The organism is Defluviimonas sp. SAOS-178_SWC, from assembly GCF_039830135.1.
GTDB lineage: Bacteria > Pseudomonadota > Alphaproteobacteria > Rhodobacterales > Rhodobacteraceae > Albidovulum.
In genome coordinates, this window is the sequence record NZ_CP156081.1 from 3919741 (window position 1) to 3936562 (window position 16822).

19 protein-coding genes are annotated in these 16822 nt (G+C 66.3%); 10 read left to right on the top strand and 9 right to left on the bottom strand.

Annotated elements, in window-relative coordinates:
- On the top strand, positions 1 to 1212 hold the full coding sequence (locus V5734_RS20290; protein ID WP_347311414.1) for an efflux RND transporter periplasmic adaptor subunit: 1212 nt from the start codon (positions 1 to 3) through the stop codon (positions 1210 to 1212).
- A 206-nt stretch (positions 1213 to 1418) separates the two neighbouring features.
- Here the strand turns inward: V5734_RS20290 and V5734_RS20295 are convergent, their stop codons facing one another.
- Together V5734_RS20295 and V5734_RS20300 are read right to left on the bottom strand one after the other, a co-directional pair.
- Complete coding sequence (locus tag V5734_RS20295; protein WP_347311415.1) at positions 1419 to 3947, bottom strand: ABC transporter permease; 2529 nt, start codon at positions 3945 to 3947, stop codon at positions 1419 to 1421.
- Positions 3944 to 4648: an ABC transporter ATP-binding protein gene (locus V5734_RS20300; protein WP_347311416.1), complete on the bottom strand. Its 705-nt coding sequence runs from the start codon at positions 4646 to 4648 to the stop codon at positions 3944 to 3946. The genes V5734_RS20295 and V5734_RS20300 overlap by 4 nt, the downstream gene beginning before the upstream one ends.
- A gap of 28 nt (positions 4649 to 4676) precedes the next feature.
- On the opposite strand from V5734_RS20300, the gene V5734_RS20305 reads away from it, so the two are divergent.
- Positions 4677 to 5345, top strand: coding sequence for an arylesterase (locus V5734_RS20305; RefSeq protein WP_347311417.1), 669 nt, complete (start codon positions 4677 to 4679; stop codon positions 5343 to 5345).
- An 18-nt stretch (positions 5346 to 5363) separates the two neighbouring features.
- Here V5734_RS20305 and V5734_RS20310 read toward each other — a convergent pair whose 3' ends face one another.
- Entirely contained in the window at positions 5364 to 6095 is a 732-nt protein-coding gene (locus tag V5734_RS20310; protein ID WP_347311418.1) for a Crp/Fnr family transcriptional regulator, read from the bottom strand.
- A gap of 86 nt (positions 6096 to 6181) precedes the next feature.
- Between V5734_RS20310 and V5734_RS20315 the strand changes: the two genes are divergently transcribed.
- Together V5734_RS20315 and V5734_RS20320 are read left to right on the top strand one after the other, a co-directional pair.
- A complete protein-coding gene (locus V5734_RS20315; RefSeq protein ID WP_347311419.1) occupies positions 6182 to 6574 on the top strand; it encodes a hypothetical protein in 393 nt (130 codons plus the stop codon).
- 114 nt (positions 6575 to 6688) lie between these two features.
- Positions 6689 to 7183 carry a Dps family protein gene (locus V5734_RS20320; protein WP_347311420.1) on the top strand — a complete coding sequence of 165 codons (495 nt, stop codon included), beginning with the start codon at positions 6689 to 6691 and terminating at the stop codon, positions 7181 to 7183.
- A 66-nt stretch (positions 7184 to 7249) separates the two neighbouring features.
- Here the strand turns inward: V5734_RS20320 and V5734_RS20325 are convergent, their stop codons facing one another.
- Positions 7250 to 8059, bottom strand: a complete 810-nt coding sequence (locus tag V5734_RS20325) for a response regulator (RefSeq protein ID WP_347311421.1) — start codon at positions 8057 to 8059, stop codon at positions 7250 to 7252.
- Between the two features lie 97 nt (positions 8060 to 8156).
- On the opposite strand from V5734_RS20325, the gene V5734_RS20330 reads away from it, so the two are divergent.
- From V5734_RS20330 to V5734_RS20345, 4 genes are all read left to right on the top strand, one after another.
- Positions 8157 to 8303, top strand: coding sequence for a NepR family anti-sigma factor (locus V5734_RS20330; RefSeq protein ID WP_347311422.1), 147 nt, complete (start codon positions 8157 to 8159; stop codon positions 8301 to 8303).
- Positions 8300 to 8863, top strand: a complete 564-nt coding sequence (locus V5734_RS20335) for an RNA polymerase sigma factor (RefSeq protein WP_347311423.1) — start codon at positions 8300 to 8302, stop codon at positions 8861 to 8863. Before V5734_RS20330 ends, V5734_RS20335 begins: the two co-directional genes overlap by 4 nt.
- Complete coding sequence (locus V5734_RS20340; RefSeq protein ID WP_347311424.1) at positions 8860 to 10638, top strand: sensor histidine kinase; 1779 nt, start codon at positions 8860 to 8862, stop codon at positions 10636 to 10638. Before V5734_RS20335 ends, V5734_RS20340 begins: the two co-directional genes overlap by 4 nt.
- A gap of 67 nt (positions 10639 to 10705) precedes the next feature.
- Entirely contained in the window at positions 10706 to 12280 is a 1575-nt protein-coding gene (locus tag V5734_RS20345; protein ID WP_347311425.1) for a phospholipase D-like domain-containing protein, read from the top strand.
- A gap of 2 nt (positions 12281 to 12282) precedes the next feature.
- Here V5734_RS20345 and V5734_RS20350 read toward each other — a convergent pair whose 3' ends face one another.
- Positions 12283 to 13344 (bottom strand): AI-2E family transporter, encoded by a 1062-nt coding sequence (locus tag V5734_RS20350; RefSeq protein ID WP_347311426.1) that lies wholly within the window; start codon positions 13342 to 13344, stop codon positions 12283 to 12285.
- Between the two features lie 183 nt (positions 13345 to 13527).
- Here V5734_RS20350 and V5734_RS20355 point away from each other — a divergent pair, with 183 nt between their 5' ends.
- Both V5734_RS20355 and V5734_RS20360 read left to right on the top strand, forming a co-directional pair.
- On the top strand, positions 13528 to 13725 hold the full coding sequence (locus tag V5734_RS20355) for a CsbD family protein (RefSeq protein ID WP_347311427.1): 198 nt from the start codon (positions 13528 to 13530) through the stop codon (positions 13723 to 13725).
- 10 nt (positions 13726 to 13735) lie between these two features.
- On the top strand, positions 13736 to 14245 hold the full coding sequence (locus V5734_RS20360) for a pyridoxamine 5'-phosphate oxidase family protein (protein ID WP_347311428.1): 510 nt from the start codon (positions 13736 to 13738) through the stop codon (positions 14243 to 14245).
- A gap of 322 nt (positions 14246 to 14567) precedes the next feature.
- Here the strand turns inward: V5734_RS20360 and V5734_RS20365 are convergent, their stop codons facing one another.
- The 4 genes from V5734_RS20365 to V5734_RS20380 are packed head-to-tail and all read right to left on the bottom strand — an operon-like array spanning position 14568 to position 16715.
- Positions 14568 to 15527, bottom strand: coding sequence for a DUF3618 domain-containing protein (locus V5734_RS20365; protein WP_347311429.1), 960 nt, complete (start codon positions 15525 to 15527; stop codon positions 14568 to 14570).
- Positions 15511 to 15921: a phage holin family protein gene (locus V5734_RS20370; RefSeq protein ID WP_347311430.1), complete on the bottom strand. Its 411-nt coding sequence runs from the start codon at positions 15919 to 15921 to the stop codon at positions 15511 to 15513. The genes V5734_RS20365 and V5734_RS20370 overlap by 17 nt, the downstream gene beginning before the upstream one ends.
- Complete coding sequence (locus tag V5734_RS20375) at positions 15918 to 16451, bottom strand: hypothetical protein (protein WP_347311431.1); 534 nt, start codon at positions 16449 to 16451, stop codon at positions 15918 to 15920. The genes V5734_RS20370 and V5734_RS20375 overlap by 4 nt, the downstream gene beginning before the upstream one ends.
- A gap of 21 nt (positions 16452 to 16472) precedes the next feature.
- A complete protein-coding gene (locus V5734_RS20380) occupies positions 16473 to 16715 on the bottom strand; it encodes a hypothetical protein (RefSeq protein WP_347311432.1) in 243 nt (80 codons plus the stop codon).
- Positions 16716 to 16822 lie beyond the last annotated feature (107 nt).

Consider the following 16822-nt stretch of genomic DNA (forward strand, 5'->3'; position numbering starts at 1 on the left):
ATGGCACTGCAACCCCGCCACTACATCATCGGCCTGCTTGGCGCCGGCGTCCTTGGCGGCCTCGCCTGGATCGCGTTCCGGACCGATCCGGTTCCGGTGGACCTTGCCAAGATCGACCGCGGCCCGATGCTTGTCACGGTGAACGCCGACGGCAAGACGCGGGTGAAGGACGTGTTCGAAGTCGCGGCCCCGATCTCGGGCACCGCCCGGCGGGCGCCGGTCGAGGTCGGCGATGCGGTGACGGCGGGCGAAACCGTTGTCGCGGTCGTCGAACCGGCCGCCCCTGCGCTTCTCGACGCGCGGTCGCGCGAACAGGCGGAAGCCGCCGTGCGAGAGGCGCGGGCGGCGTTGACCTTGGCCGAGGCGCAGTTCCGCCAGGCCGAGGAAGAACTGCACTACGCCCAGACCCAGCACGACCGCGCCCGGACGCTGGCCGAACGCGGCGTTTCCTCGCAGACCGCACTCGAAGACGCGAGCCAGCTCCTCGCCATCCGGCTCGCCGCGCGCGAGGCCGCGCGCTCCAATGTCGAGATGGCGACGAGCGCCCTTGCCCGGGCCAGGGCCACGCTGATCGTCCCGGGCGCCTCCGGCTCCAGCCGCGACACCTGCTGCGTGACGCTGAAGGCGCCGATCACCAGCACGGTCCTTTCTGTCGACATCGTCAGCGAAACGCCGGTAGCCGCCGGCACACTTCTCCTCACCCTCGGGCGCACCGACGACCTCGAGATCGTGGCCGACCTTCTGTCTGCCGACGCGGTCGGTCTCAAACCCGGGACCCGCGCCATCGTCGACCGCTGGGGCGGGCCGGCGCCGCTGGAGGCAATGCTCCGCAGCATCGAGCCGTCGGCCCATACCAAGGTCTCCGCTCTCGGGATCGAGGAACAGCGCGTCGATGCCGTCTTTGACATCGCGAGCCCGCCGGAAGAATGGGCCGGGATCGGCGACCGTTTCGCCGTCTATCTGCGCATCGTCACCTGGGAAGGCGACGGCGTGATGCAGGTTCCGCTTTCCGCGCTCTTCCGCCGGGACGGGGGCTGGGCGGTCTTCCGCGCCGACGGGGAAACGGCCCGCCTGACGCCCGTCACGATCGGCCACCGCAACGGGACCGCGGCGGAAGTGACCGAGGGCCTGTCACCCGGCGACCGGGTGATCCTTCATCCCTCCGACAGCATTGCCGACGGCACGCCCATCACCGAGCGCACAACCGGATGATCATCGCGTTTCGCGATTTGACACTTCCTCCGGAAGCAGCCAAGCCAGCGGGGAACGACCACCTGTGACCCTCCACGCCACGTTCACTGTCGAAGGCATGGCCTGCGCCTCTTGATTGGGGCGGGTAGAGCGTACGCTGAACTCCGTCAAAGGCGTAAAGGACGCAAAGGTCGTCCGCTCGCCGGAACCTGGCCCCGGTCACACCGTCAGTCGCGCGCCCTCAGCACCCGCGCCGGCCGCACCGCGAGCGGTCTCAGCGCGAAGAGAAGCCCGGCGATGAGCGTCGCGAGCGCCCCTCCGACCACGATCACCAAGGCCGAGACCGGTTCGAACCGGAACTTGCCCTCCATCACGAAGGCCATTACTGCCCAGCCCGCACCCGCGCCGAAGGCGACCGCAACGAGTCCCGCTGCCGCCCCCATCAGGGCCGAGCGCAGCGCGAAACTTCGCAACACAAGTCCCCGCGTCGCGCCGAGCGTCTTCAGGACCGCCGCCTCGTAGACCCGCGCCCGCTCTCCGGCCGCCGCGGCGCCGATCAGGACGACCACCCCGGTCAGCAGCGTCACCCCGGCGGCGATGGCCGTGGCCCGCGCGATCGCCGCCAATGCCTCGCTCACCCGGTCGATGGCGTCCTTCACCCGGATCGCGGTGATGTTGGGATAGGCCGTTGCCAGATCGCGAAGGATTGCCGCTTCCGCCGCCGCATCGGCATAGACGGTCGCGATCCAGCTGTGCGGCGCGCCTTGCAGTGCCGCAGGGTTCATCAGCATGACGAACCCGATCCCCGCCGTGCCGAAATCCACTTCGCGGAACGACGTGATCTCGGCCTCGATATCGCGGCCGAGCACGTTGACCGTCACCTTGTCATGCAGCTTCAGCCCGATCTCTTCGGCCTCCTCGCGGGCGAAGGACATCTGCGGCGGCCCGGAATAGTCCTCGGGCCACCACGTTCCTTCAGTGATCACCGTCCGGTCCGGCGGGGTTGCGGAATATGTGAGCCCCCGGTCCCCCCGCACGACCCAGTGATCGCCTGCGACCTCGCGTGCATTCTGCCCGTTGATCTTGGTCAGGATGCCCCTGAGCATCGGTGCCGTCTCCACCCGGCTGACCGCCGGATCGCCCTTCACGCGCGCAAGAAAACCATCGATCTGGTCAGGTTGGATGTCGACGAAGAAGAACGACGGCGCCACGTCCGGCAGGTCGCGGTCGATGGAGGCGCGGAGGTTGCTGTCGATCTGCCCCACGGCCGCCAGAACCGACAGGCCGAGACCAAGCGACAGGATCACCGCCGTCGCTTCTTCGCGCGGGGAGCCGATGGCCGAGAGCGCGAGGCGCAAGGCCGGCCGTCCCCGCGCCCGGTGGCCGATGCGCCGGGCGAAACGGCGAAGGCCGATGGCGGCGAGCGTCAGCACCAAAAGCGCCGCCACGATGCCGCCGAGCGTGCCGAAGGCGAGTTCGGGCACACCCGAGAACCCGACCGCGACCGCGACCAGAAGCCCCGCGATCCCGAGAAGAACCAGCGACAGCCCCAAGCCCGGCCAGACCCGTCGTCCCGGCCCGAGATCGCGAAACAGCGCCGCAGCCTTCACCTCTCGTGTCCGCGCCAGCGGCCAGAGCGCGAACAAGGCCGCCGTCAGCACGCCGTAGATCGCGGCTTCGGCAAGCGGCTTCCAGCTGACGCCAATCTCCACCGGGATCGGCAGGCTTCGCGCGATGAGCGGCCCGGCCACGATTGGTGCACCCGCGCCGAGGATCAGCCCCGCCGCGACACCAAGCACCGCGAGAGCCGCAACCTGAACGAGATAGACCGCGAAGATTGTCCGTGACTCCGCGCCAAGCGCCTTCAACGCCGCCATCGTCGCGGTCTTGCCATCGAGATAGGACCGCACCGCAGCGCCGATGCCGACGCCGCCCACCGCCAGACCGGCGAGACCGACCAGGACGAGGAACGATCCCATCCGGTCGACGAAACGCCGCATCCCCGGCGCCCCGTAACGGGCATCCTGCCACTGCATGCCCGTGTCGCGGAACGCCGCCACGGCCTCGCGGCCAAGGGGGCCGATTTCGGCGCCCTCGGGCAGCAAAAGCCGGTAATGCGTGTCAAAAAGGCTCCCCGGCTCCAGAAGGCCGGACCCTTCCAGATCGGCCGTCCGCACGATCGTGCGCGGGCCAAGCGTGAAGCCGCCCGTGGTCGCGTCGGGTTCCCGAAGGATCCGCGCGGCCAACCGGAATTCCCCGGTGCCAAGCCGGAACCGGTCGCCGACGGCAAGGCCAAGCCGGTCGGCAAGCACCGGGTCCATCGCAGCGCCCGGAACCCCGTCCACCGGCGCAAGCGCCTCCGCCGGCGTCATCGCCGGGTCGAGGACGAGTGCGCCGGTCAACGGATACGACTCGTCGACCGCCTTCACCTGCGTCAGCGCGCGTTCAGCTTCCCCGCCCTCTCCTTTCACGGCCATCGAGCGGAAATCGACGATCTCGGCCACTTTCGCCGCCCGCGCCGCCATGAACGCGCGTTCCTCCGGGCTTGCGAAACGGTAGGTGAAGGACATTTCGGCGTCGCCACCCAGAAGCACCGCACCCTGATCCCGGATCGCCGCGTCGATGGCGGAGCGCACCGTGCCCACCGCCGCGATCGCCGCGACGCCGAGCATCAGGCAGAGAAGGAAGACCGCGAAATCGCCAAGGCCGCCACGCATCTCGCGGCGGGCAATCCGCAGCGCGACGGGCAGGGTCATTCGGCCACCTTCGCGCGCATCGCCCGATCCTCGCCGGCGATGCGACCGTCGGCAAGCCTGACCACCCGGTCGCACCGCGCCGCCAGTTCCGGGGCGTGGGTGACGAGGATCAGAGTCGCCCCGTGCAGGTCGCGCAAGCCGAAGAGAAGCTCCATGATCGCCTCGCCGGTCGCCCCGTCGAGGTTGCCCGTCGGCTCGTCGGCAAGGAAGATCGCCGGGCGTGGCGCGGCCGCGCGCGCAAGCGCCACGCGCTGCTGCTCCCCCCCGGACAGCTGCGCGGGGTAATGATCCATCCGGGCGCCGAGGCCCATCGCCTCAAGCTCTGCCGCCGCGCGTCCGAACGCGTCCGCCGTGCCGGCCAATTCCAGCGGGATCGCGACGTTCTCAAGGGCCGTCATCGTCGGAATCAGGTGGAAGGACTGGAAAACGATCCCCATATTGCCCCGGCGGAACCGTGCGAGCGCGTCCTCGTCCATCGCCGTCAGATCCCGGCCCAGGGCCGTGACCCGGCCGGACGTGGCGCGTTCGAGCCCGCCCATGAGCATGAGGAGCGAGGACTTGCCAGACCCCGACGGCCCGACGAGCCCGAGACTTTCGCCTTTCTCGACAGAAAGGGTAACGCCCCGCAGGATGTCCAGCGGCCCGGCATTGCCTTCAAGCACAAGCCGCGCGTCCTCAAGGCTCAGTATCGTTTCATTCATTCCGGTTATCCGCCCGTTCCGCCTCAGAATGGCATATGGGGTGCGGCACGGGTTGCGCAACCTTGCGCGGGTCGCGGGGATCGCGGTCCTGCTTGCGGCGCCGGCATCTCATGCGGCCGAACCCGCGCGCATCATCGCCTTCGGCGACAGCCTGACGGCCGGATACGGCCTGCCGCCCGAGGAGGGGTTCGTTCCCCAGCTTCAGCGTTGGCTCGGCGATCACGGGACCGTGGCGGAGGTTCAGAATGCCGGTGTCTCCGGCGACACGACCGCCGGGGGGCTTGCCAGGATCGACTGGACGCTTTCGGCCCCTGCCGACGCGATGATCGTCACGCTCGGCGGCAATGACCTCTTGCGCGGGCTGCCGCCCGAAGAGGCGCGCGCCAATCTCGACGCGATCCTGACCCGGACCGAGGCGAAGCACCTTCCCGTCCTCCTCGTCCCGATGCTCGCGCCCGGCAATTACGGGCCCGACTACAAGGCGAACTTCGATGCGATCTATGCCGATCTGGCGGCAAAACACGGTGCCCTTCTGGCCGAACCGTTCCTCGCGCCGATCCTCGCCTTGCCCGACCGCCAGCAGGCGCTCGCGGACTACGTCCAGCCCGACGGCCTTCACCCGACCGCAAAAGGCGTGGCGCTTGTGGTCGAGGCGCTTGGCCCCAAGGTTCAGGAGCTTCTGACGCGGACGGAGTGAAGCCCCGGGCGGTCCTTTCTACATCAGGGGCCGTTGCTGCGGGCGCTCGAGGTCGATCATGGCGAGGTCCGCCAGCGCCGCGATCTTCTTCAGTTCGAGGCTCCCGTCGCTCCACTGCGCAAGTCCCTTCGCGCGCAGGGCTTTCAGGGTCTTGTTCGTGTGGACCAGCGAAAGACCGAGCGCGTCGGCAAGGTCCTGTTGCCGAAATGGCAGCGGAACGCGGTTGTCCTTGTACATCCCGGCCGCCTTCAGCCGTTCGTGGATCCGAACGAGGGCCCAGGCGATCCTCTGCGTCGCGTCCCGCTGACCCAGCGAGGCGATGGTTTCACCGAGAAAATGCTCCTCGACGGCGGCGATCCAGGTCAGGTCGTAGGCCCGTCCGGGATGCTGGCGGAAAAGATTCCACATGTCGCCGCGGCGGAACACGCAAAGCGTCATGTGGGTTGACGCCTCGACCGAATGCATCATTTCGCCCATCAACCCAGCCTGAAGACCGGCAAAGTCGCCGGGGAAAAGGAAATTGATCACCTGCCGCTTGCCGTTCTCCAGCGTGGTGTACCGGGTGCCCATGCCGGAAAGGACTGTAAAAAGCTGCGGGCTGGTCGACCCTTCGAGAAGGATCGTCGTTCCCGGGGCCACCTTCAGCTCTCCGGTCTTGAAGGTCTGCATGAACGCAAGCTCGTCATCGGTGAACGGCGTGAAGAGCGTGCGCTTGCGGAGCGGGCAGTTCTTGCAGGCCGTGCTGGTCATCTCGCCCAAATCCTCGCGCCATGTGTCGCAGTTTAATGCGCGATCCGGCGTTTGGTTCCATTGTCCGATCTTTCCGGGGGGGCGAAATGTCGGCAATGGCGGGCGAATGCAAAGACGCAAATGCCTATCTCGTCGCGGTACGGGATTTCGTGGTGTCGCAGGATCTTGCCGACACCGTTCGGGAATTCGATCCCGGCGCCATGATCGTCACGGCGCGAACCTGCCGCGAAACCCTGAACGCGATAAAGACATGCGACCGCCTCGCGCTCGCGTTCGTCGAGGCGGGGCCGGACCGGATCTTGAGGGCACGGCTGGACGTCACGATCCGCGAGCGGCATGGGCGGCTCGTGCTCCTGGGCGACGACGCCGAAGACGAGTGGGAAACCGGAGGGGCACCGGGCCGCATCTGGCCGGTCCTCATGCGCCCGTTTTCAAGCCAGGCGGTGACGGCGCTGCTGATCGCGGGCCGGCGCGCATAGGGAACCGCGCCCGCCCCGGGGCGTTCTTCCCACAGATGATCGGCGGGAGTCGCCCGCTTGGTCGCAATGGAATTCGCCCCCCGCTTTGCGGCGCCTGACACGGAAGGAAACACCATGAAAGACGCGATGAAAGTTGTCCCCGGACCCGAGACGGTCAAGACCGGAGTGCAGAAGGTCAAGCCGGTCGCCAAGGGCTTGGCGGAGGCGCTGGCCGACACCTATCGCTTGGTCTTCAAAACCCACGCCTATCACTGGAATGTCGAAGGTGCGCTCTTCTATCCGATCCACAAGCTGACCGAGGCGCAATATGCCGACATGTTCGAGGCCGCCGATGAGCTGGCAGAGCGCATCCGGGCCCTCGGCCAACTCGCGCCGGCGCGTCTCAGCGACGTGATCGAGGCGTCCGTCGTGAAGGATGCCGGGAAACTGCCGTCGGCGCAGGCGATGGTGGAAGACCTTGCAGACGATCATGAAAAGGTCGCCAAGCGCATGCATGCGCTGATTGCCCTGGCAGATGAGCACGAAGATCCCGTGACGGCCGACATGATTACCGGCCGTTCGGCATTTCACGAGAAAGCCGCCTGGATGCTGCGCGCCACCGCGAAGTGACCGCGATCCGACAACGAAAAGGCCGGGCAGGACACTGCCCGGCCTTTTGGCGGCTCGGTTCGCCGATCAGGCGGCGAGGGTTTCGGTGGACGAAAAGAACATCGCCTGGCCGACGGCCGAACGCACCTGCTCCTCCGAGAACGGCTTGGTGATCAGGAAGGCGGGTTCCGGCCGGGCTCCGGTCAACAGACGTTCGGGGAATGCCGTGATGAAGATCACCGGAATATCGTCGAACTGCGCGAGAATGTCGTTAACCGCGTCGATACCCGACGAATTGTCGGCCAGCTGGATATCGGCGAGGATCAGGTCCGGACGGTTGGACGCGGCGAGCTTGACGGCGTCCTTTCGGGTGCGGGCGATACCGGTGACGCTGTGGCCGAGATCCTGAACGATGGAGACGATGTCCATCGCGATGATCGCCTCGTCCTCGATCACCATCACCTTGCCGGAAACGGAATTTTCCATCTCACGGCGCGCGATATCAATGAAATCGGCGGCTTCGGACGGTGTCACGTCCATGATCACGGCGATTTCGTTCGCGGAGAACCCTTCGATCGCGTGCAGCAACAGCGCTTCGCGCGTGTTCGGGGTCAGCGTCGCCATATGGCTTTGGGCGCGTGCGGAAAGGCGGGTATCCGCTTCGCCCACCGGCGCACCGGCGCTGGACCAGACAAGATGAAAAGCCCGGAACAGGCCAAGCTTGGCGTCGGAATTGGCCTTTGCGGCACCATCGTCGAGCAGGATCGCCTCCAGCGTCGCCGCCGCGTAGCGGTCTCCGCTGTCCTGGCTTCCGGTCAGGGCGCGCGCGTAGCGGCGCAGGAACGGAACATTCGCCGCGACCGACGTGGCGAAGTCTCGTGGTTCCGTTGACGTCATTTTTGTCTCCCATCGCAATTTTCTTTGGAACCAACGCCCGACTGGTGCGTTAGGTTCCATACGATCGTGAAAAAACTGGCCCAGGCATGCGCGCGTGATGAAACAGAGCAACGAAACGGCAAAGCTGCAAGCGCAGATCGATGAGAACCTGAAGAAGGTCTATCAGGACGCGCTTGAGGAAAAAATTCCGGACAGGTTCAAGGATCTGCTGGAACAGCTTCGGCAAAAGGAAGCCAAGCAATGACGTCAACCGCCGATCCGCGCGACGATCTGCCGGACCATCTTCCGGCCATGCGCGCGTTCGCGATCAGCCTGTGCGGCAATCCGGCGGCGGCCGACGATCTTGTCCAGGACACGATCGTCAAGGCCTGGACGAATATCGACAAGTTCCAGCCCGGCACGAACATGCGCGCCTGGCTGTTCACGATCCTTCGCAACACCTTCTTTTCGGACAAGCGCAAGCGCAAACGCGAAGTGCCCGACAGCGACGGTGTCCATGCCGGCAGGCTTTACGAGAAGCCGGCGCATGACGGGCGTCTTGCCTTCACCGATTTTCGCAAGGCGTTCGACCAGCTGTCGCCGGAGCACCGCGAGGTGCTCATCCTCGCCGGTGCGTCGGGCTTTTCCTACGAAGACGTCGCGTCGATGACCGGCGTTGCCGTCGGCACCGTCAAAAGCCGTGTGAACAGGGCCCGGGCAAGGCTCTGCGAGCTTCTGGGGCTTCGCGACGGCGAAGACCCGATCGCGGGGGCGGACGGTGCGACGCTCGCCGTGCTGGGCACGTCGGGAGAGCAAGCGGCATGACGGACGCGCCCGCGCGGCGCGGGGTGCAGGACAGGCTCGGCTACCGCGTTGCCTTCCTCCTGGCGGTGGTGCTTCTGCCGCTCACCCTGATATCGGTTTTCAAATCCGTCGCGGTGCGAGAAGAAACCCTGGCGCGTTCGCAAGCAGCGCTGATGGGTGAAACGATGCGCGCCGCCAGCGGCGAATTGCGCCTGATCCAGCAGGCGCGCGGTGCCGCCACGGTCCTGTCGGACGCGGTCTGGCCTCTGGTGCCGGATGACGCCGAATGTTCGGCCCTTCTGCGCCGGCTGATCGAAGAGGAAAGCCAATATTCGCTGATCGCCTATGTGCCCGAGAGCGGGATCAGCATGTGCAACTCCGCCGGGAAGAGATTCGATTTCGCCGAAGACCCGTTGTTCATCCGGGCCTCGCAAGATCAGAAAACGTCGTTTGCCGTGAAGACCGTGGGCCTCGTTTCCGGGGCGTCGGTTCTCGTGATTTCCCATCCCGTATTTGACGAAGACGGGACCTATCGCGGCCTTGTCAGCCTGTCCCTGCCCCATGCCGGGCTGAGGGTCGCGGAGGACAGCGGGTCTGACGAGCATCGGCCGCTGACCATGATTACCTACGATTCCTCCGGCACCGTCCTCACCGCGTCCCGGCAGCTTAACGATATCGGTCTGGCCATTCCTCGCGACCGCTCCCTTGCGGCATTGATCGGGAACCGGGCAATGGCCTTTTCGGCCATGTCCGAGGCCGACCAGCCGCGGCTTTTTTCGGTGGTTCCTCTGGTTCCGGACGAGCTTTATGCGCTCGGCTCTTGGCCGCCGGAGGGCGCAAGCGCGACGAGCGGCATTCTGGGCGCGGCGCCCGTGCTGTTTCCGATGCTCATGTGGGTGGCGAGCCTCGTGGTGGCCTGGCTCGCGGTGGAGCGTTTCGTCATCCGGCACATCCGCAAGCTCAGCCGGTCGCTGCACTCCTTCGCGAGCGGCAACCGCATGGTGGGCGATATCGACGTCAGAACCGCCCCGGCGGAGATCCGCGACATGGCGGAAGCCTACGAGCGGATGACAGAGACGATCCTGCACGACGAGGCAGAGCTTGAGGACATGGTCCACCAGAAGGAAGTGCTTCTGCGCGAGGTGCATCATCGCGTGAAGAACAACCTTCAGCTCATCGCCTCGATCATGAACATGCAGATGCGCCGCACGCATTCGAGCGAAGCGAAAAGCATCATGAAGGGCCTGCAGGACCGGGTGATGAGCCTCGCCACCATCCACCGGGAGCTTTACCAGACCGCCGGACTGTCGGACGTCCACTCCGACGAACTGCTCTCGACGATCGTCCGGCAGATCACCAACCTTGCCGATCGTCCGGATCGGAAGTTCACGGTGCACACGGACTTCGCGGATATCCGCATGACGCCCGATCAGGCCGTGCCGCTCGCGCTTCTCGTCGCGGAAGCGATCACCAACGCATTGAAGTACGCGCATGGCCCCGGATCCGCGCCGGCAGAGCTCTGGATAACGCTGACCCGGCGAAGCGAAACGCGGGCGGAACTTCGGGTTGGCAACAGTCTGGCCGCGCGGCGTGCCGCCGAACCGGACTCCGATGCGTTTGTGGGGGACAGGCAATCCAGCGGCCTTGGCACCCAGCTTGTCGCGGCCTTCGCGATGCAGCTTGGCGCCACAGTGGAGCGTCTGGAATCAGATGACGTCTATGAGCTGATCGTCGATTTCGAACTGCGCCCACTTACCGAAGGGGAAGAGCGCGAGATGCAGGCGCGGACAATCTAGAGGGAACCCGACCGCGCCGTTCTGCGTTGGTCGGGCATGTTTGTCCGGAATTCCACGCCCGTCCGTCATGCTCAAGAAGTTTGAGTACAAAACCGTGCGGTCCGCTTTCGAAATCCTGCTCACGGCCGAGCGGGCTTATCCGGCGCTGGAACGGGAGTTTCTGAACGCGCGCGCGGAAATCTGGGCCAGTTTCCGGATCTTCGACCTGACGACGCGGCTCCGCTCCGACGAAGCGCGCGCGATTGGCGAGACGTGGTTCGACCTGATCATCCACACGCTCAAGCGCGGTGTGGCGCTCAACATCGTCATCACCGATTTCGATCCCGTGGCGCGGCCGGCGCTGCACAGAATGACATGGCGGTCGCTGCGCCGGCTCGTGGCGGCGGCCGAACTGGCCGGCCCGAAGGCCCGGCTGAAGGCCATTCCGGCGATGCATCCGGCCAGGACCGGTGTGCTTCCCCGGCTCGTCTTCTGGCCCATGATCCTCGGCAAGCAGATCCGCGCCGCCGCCTGGCTGAACCGCCGCCCCCTCCCCGTGCGCGACACAGCGATCCGCGAGATGCCGGGCCTTGCCGAACGGCTGGTCCGGCTGAGCGACGGGCGCTTCCGCCCCCGGCTTTGGCCTTTGCCTTGCCTTTACCCCGCGACGCATCACCAGAAGCTGGCGGTGTTCGACCGTAAGCGCCTTTATATCGGCGGCCTCGACCTTGACGAGCGCCGTTACGACACGCCCGACCACGATCAGCGCGCAGACGAGACCTGGCATGATGTGCAACTCCTGCTCGACGGCCCGGCCGCGACCGAAGCGCAGGCGCATCTGGAAAGTTTTCTGGACGTCACTGCAGGCCGTGCGGAGCCGCCCAGACACCGGGCCCTGCTGCGAACCCTTTCGCGGCGCCGCAAGCACGATGCGATGCATTTCGGCCCCGAACCCCTGGTGCAGGAGCTTGCCACCGCACATGAGCATTATGCCCGCCGCACCCGGCGGCTCATCTATCTGGAAACCCAGTATTTCCGCGACCTGAAACTTGCCCGCTACCTCGCCGGTCTCGCTGCAGGGAACCCTGGCCTGGGAATGATCCTCATCCTTCCGGGCGCCCCGGAAGAGATCGCGTTCAAACGACGGGCTGGCCTCGATGCCCGGTTCGGGGAGTTCCTTCAGGCCCGTGCGCTGAAGATCCTCATGCGGTCATTCGGGCGGCGCCTCTTCATCGGCGGTGCGGCACAACCCCGCGCATTCGGCGAGGCGGATGAAAGCGTCAATGGCCGCGACCGGCTGCACGGCGCGCCGCTCGTCTACATCCATGCCAAGGTCTCCATCTTCGACGATGTGGCGGCAATCGTCTCGTCGGCCAATCTGAACGGACGCAGCCTGCGCTGGGATACCGAGGCGGGACTTCTCGTCACGCGCCGCCCTGACGTTCAGGCGTTGCGCAGACAGGTCTTTTCGCACTGGCTGCCGAGCGATGCGGGCGACGGATTTTTCGATGGCGCGCGGGCCGTGCCGGAATGGCGGCGACTGGCGCTCGAGAACGCGCGGAAGGCACCCGCGGACCGGGCCGGGTTCATCCTGCCCTACGATCTCAGGGCGGCCGAGTCCGACGCGGCCAGTGTGCCGCTCGTTCCCGACGAGATGGTCTGAGGTCAGGCGCTTCCCGGCTGATCGGACACCGCGCGCGGTTCGGCGATGGCATCGTTGAGTACGAGCACCCACAAGAGCATCGGGATCGCGACGATGCCCCCGATCGGCCCCCAGAGCCAGAGACCGAAGATCAGCGCGAGAAACACGAGAAGCGGATTGACAGACATATGCCGCCCAACGAGCGCGGGCGTGACGAACTGCCCCTCGATCGCGTTCAGGATCAGGAACGAGGCGGCGGGCGCCAGCGACAGGATGCCGTCGAATTCCGCGACGCCGACGAACAGGAGGACCGTGATGAAGACGGCCGGCCCGAGGTAGACCACGAAATTCACGATGAAGGCGACCACGCCCCAGATCATCGCGTCGGGCAGGCCGAGGACCTGAAGCACCGCCGCGGTGATCGCGCCGAGCCCCGCGTTGATCAGGGTGATCGTGGAGAAGTAGCGCGACACGTTCCGCTCTGCCAGGCGCAGGCGATGCGCAAGTTCCGCACGGCCGCCGGCATTGGACAGCCGCAGCGACACCCACGAATAGATCTCGCTCCGCGTCAGCAGGAAGACGAAAAGCGAGCCTGCGAAGACCAGCACCTGCGACAGGATCGCGGGGGCGGCCATGAGCGCGTCGGCGACCGAGGGGATGGCGACCCCGTCCTCGGCAGCGGCGGCGACTGACGGCGCGGCGTTGGCCTCCGGGGCAATTGCATCGGCGACGCTTTCCGTCACGTCGGAGAGCCCGCGCAGAAGGCCCCGCAATCCGCGCACCACCTCCTGCATGTCGGACCAGACCTTCGGCGCCTGCTCGACCAGCCGCGCGATCACGGGATGGAAGGCGAGGATCAGCGTCCCGATCACGACAAGCGTCGCAACGAGTCCCACCAGCGCGCCCCAGACCGGGGAATATCCCCGGTGCTCCCAAAAGTCGGATAGAGGCGACAGCACCACGCCCGCGACAAGGGCCAGCGTGAGCGGTGCGAGGATCGCCTCTCCCAGGTGCATGGCCGCAACGACGGCCACAGTGGCGAGCGCGATCACCGAGAGCTGCGCGAGGCGTTCGGTCTTGTCCAAGATGGCCTCCCCAATTGTCATGGGACAAACGCCGGCCGTGGTGGACGGGTTCCGGACGGACGAAGACCGGTCTGGCGGCATGTCGCCGAGTTGGGATCGTGACGTCGCCTCGCGGGAACATGCCGGGGCGGCGCGCGTTGAGAAGGCACATCCCTCGAGAAATCCAACGTGAAGGAGAATGACATGAACTGGGATCAGATCGCCGGAAACTGGAAGCAGCTGAAAGGCAAGGCTCAGGCCAAGTGGGGCGACATCACCGATGACGACTGGAACAGCGCCGAGGGCCGCCGCGAGCAGCTCGTCGGTCTCGTGCAGGAAAAGTACGGCCATGCCAAGGAAGCGGCCGAACGCGAGGTCGACGACTGGGTGAAGCACCTTTGAGGCTGTCCCGATGAACGACCGCACGGCATTTTCCGAAGATCCGAAAGCCGCGCTTTTTGCGGCAATGGATGAGGTGCGCGTAGGCATGCTCGGGACCCTGGCGTCTGGCCGGCACATGCAGCCGATGACCCATTTCCCCGATCCGGAGACTGATGCGGTTTGGTTCATCACCTCGACCGAAACGGACCTTGTCCGGTCGGTCGGTTTGGGGGCCCGCGCGCAGTATTGCGTGACGGGCCTCCACCACGACTTCCATGCCTGCCTCGCCGGAACGATCGAACAGTCCGGGGATCGCGCGAAGCTGGAAGAGCTTTGGTCGCCCGTCGTTGGCGCCTGGTTCGACGGCGGAATCGACGATCCGACGGTCAGCCTCCTGCGGCTCATGCCGCAGGAGGCCGCCCTCTGGACCTCGACCGACAGCGGGGTCCGGTTCGGGCTGGAAGTGCTGCGCGCAAACCTGTCGGCGGATCACAAGCCCGATCTTGGCGACCACGTGGTGATCCGTTTCGACGCCGCCTGACCTCTGTTACAGTAATGCACTGAAACGCGCCGTCCTTCCGGACGGCGCGTTTCGCCATGCAAGACAGTCGAACGGCGCAGAGGCTTGAACCCCTGGCGGCTCGCAGCGGTTGGCCGACGCGCTGTTCGATTGCCGCAAGGAGGTCTGCCGGGCCAGGTTGTGTCTGCATTGCCGCCGCGCGGGCCCTTCCACATCCCGACGGGTCCAGCACGGACGCCGCCTATCCTGAACAAGCCTCAAGTCGGCATGACGAAACCGGCAGCCGCAAGGGGCGCGGGTGAAGAAAGGACAATCCCCCGCGCAGGAACCTCTTGCGATCGTGTCAGGCGGGTTTGGGCGCCGCCTTGCCGCGCTTGGCTTCCGCTTGCGCGCGGTCGCGCAGGTTGTCGCCAATCTCGGCAGCCTTGTCGGCAGCCGTCTCGGCAACATCGCGTGCCGATGTTTTCAGCTCATCGGCCACGCCGCTGGCGACCCGCTCCATACGCTCGCGCTCTTCGCGCAGCATGGCCGCCGCCGCATCCATGAGCCGGTCGCTTTCGGCCCCGAATGTCCGGTCCTCGACCCGGGTGCGCGGCAATGCCGCCGCGAAGGCCGCGCCGAGTGCCATTGCCAGGACACCCGCGATCATCGGATGTTCGTTGATCAGCCTCTCGGTCTCCCGTCCACCGGCACGCGCAGTTCGGCTCACGCGCAGGCGTGCCAGATAGGCCGCTTCTCGGGCCTTCACGATCCGGTCTCGTGCGACTTCTGAAAGCCCTTCCAACCCATCGAGAAGGCTCACTCGCATATCCTCGGTGAAACTGGCCAGAACCTTTGCCCGTTCGGCAGCGTAACCGCGCAAATCGCCGGCATAGCTGCGCGCCTCGCTATCGATGTCGCGCAACGCCTGCGACGCCCTTTCGCGAAGCGCATCAATCCGACCCGCCCAGTCCCCGATCTCCGGGGAGGTGTCCTCGGGCGTAGCGAGTTGATGCGACGGGTTTGGATAGCCCCCCTCATCCTCCCAACGCGCGCGCGTGGTCTCCTGCGTCGTCTTGCGATTGCCGAAGACGAGCCAGGCGATACCGACGCCGGTGAGGGCGAGCGCGATCGGGTTCGCGCGGACGGCATTGTCGATGGAGCGCGTATAGACGGCGGCATTGCTGCGGATCAGACTCAGCGCCTCTTGCGCGAGGCTTTCGACGGAGGTGCGGTCCTGCAAGGCGTCCACGGCTGAATTGAGACGGGCGCGGCTGCGCTCCAGTTCGGCCTCGATATGGCCGGTGTCAGGATGCTGTGTCATCGGTCATGATCTCCTTCAACGTCTGTGCGTCGCGGCGGACATTCCGGGCCGTGCGGCGCAGGGTGAGGTTCGACGGGGCCAGTACGCGGATCCCGAGCGCCGCAAGGATCGCGGAGATCAGAAGCAGTGCGACCGCGACGGCAAGGGCAGCCCATCCGGCGGACATGCCTTGCGCCACCAAGGCTGCGACGGCGGCCCCTGCCAGAAGGTTCAGCGCCGCGAGGGACACCGCGACACAGACGATGACAAGGACGAGGCCCGTGACCGCCCGGCGCAGGTTCTCCTCAAGTTCCGCACGGGCGAGTGCCGCCTCGCCCCGGACGATGTCCATGAGTGCGTCGGTGACGTCGGTGAAGACTGCACTGATGCCCCGGTCTTGTGGTTCGGTAGTCAAGATTTCGATCCCAAGTGAGGGCCCGCATGGTGTGCAGCTGGCGTCGTCGCTGGCGCGGCCGGCCACTGGCCCGGCAAGGGCGCCAACGCAGTCCGTGCGTCAGATGCCTCCGTTTGACTTGCCCGCGCGAACCGCGAGAGCACGAAACCTGCGACGGCCGCTCCCGCGACGAATGCGCCGGGGTGGCTTCGGGCAAACCGCTCCGCTTCGTCGACAAGGGACGCAAGGCTGCGCCGGCGCAGATCGTCGGACAGTTCGGAGACGCCGCCCGCGACCACGTTCAGGATGCGACTTTGCAGGTCGTCTGCCCCGTCATCCGCGCGCAGCCTGTCTGCGAGTTTCCGGCCCTGGTCCGACACCATCTCCTTGCCGGCCTCGGCCCGGGCCTGCGCTTCGGAGCGCAGCGCGGCCGTTGCACGTTCTGCGGCGGCCGCCGCCTCCTGCTTCGTGTAGTCGAGGGCCGCCGCAACCGAGCCGGACACGGTTTCGGCAACGTCTTCGACGGACTTCTTGACGGTTTCGTGTGGCACTTGCACCTCCATCGCGGGTGGTTATCGCGTGTCGCGGTGCCCTTCATGAACGGCGGTCGACATCCGCGGTCTTGCGGATTCAACGTTCAGGCATGGACTGCGGTTCCCGGCACCGTTGCGCCGCGGCGCTTCTTCGCGCGCGGCCCGGACGAAGCCAGATCCGCTGCTCGCCCGCGACCCGACGATCGCAATGATCGCCCGGATGTCGAGAGCGTGAAGCACAGTCCCGCTCAGTCCCGAAAACTCGAACAGGATCATGCGCATCGCGCTTTCCCTACCGTTGACTGAAACGGAAACGCCTGGGGAAAAGCGCGGGCTCCGGCAGCCCTCCGGCCGCGCGCCAACCGTAACGACCGAGACTGGAGGGAACC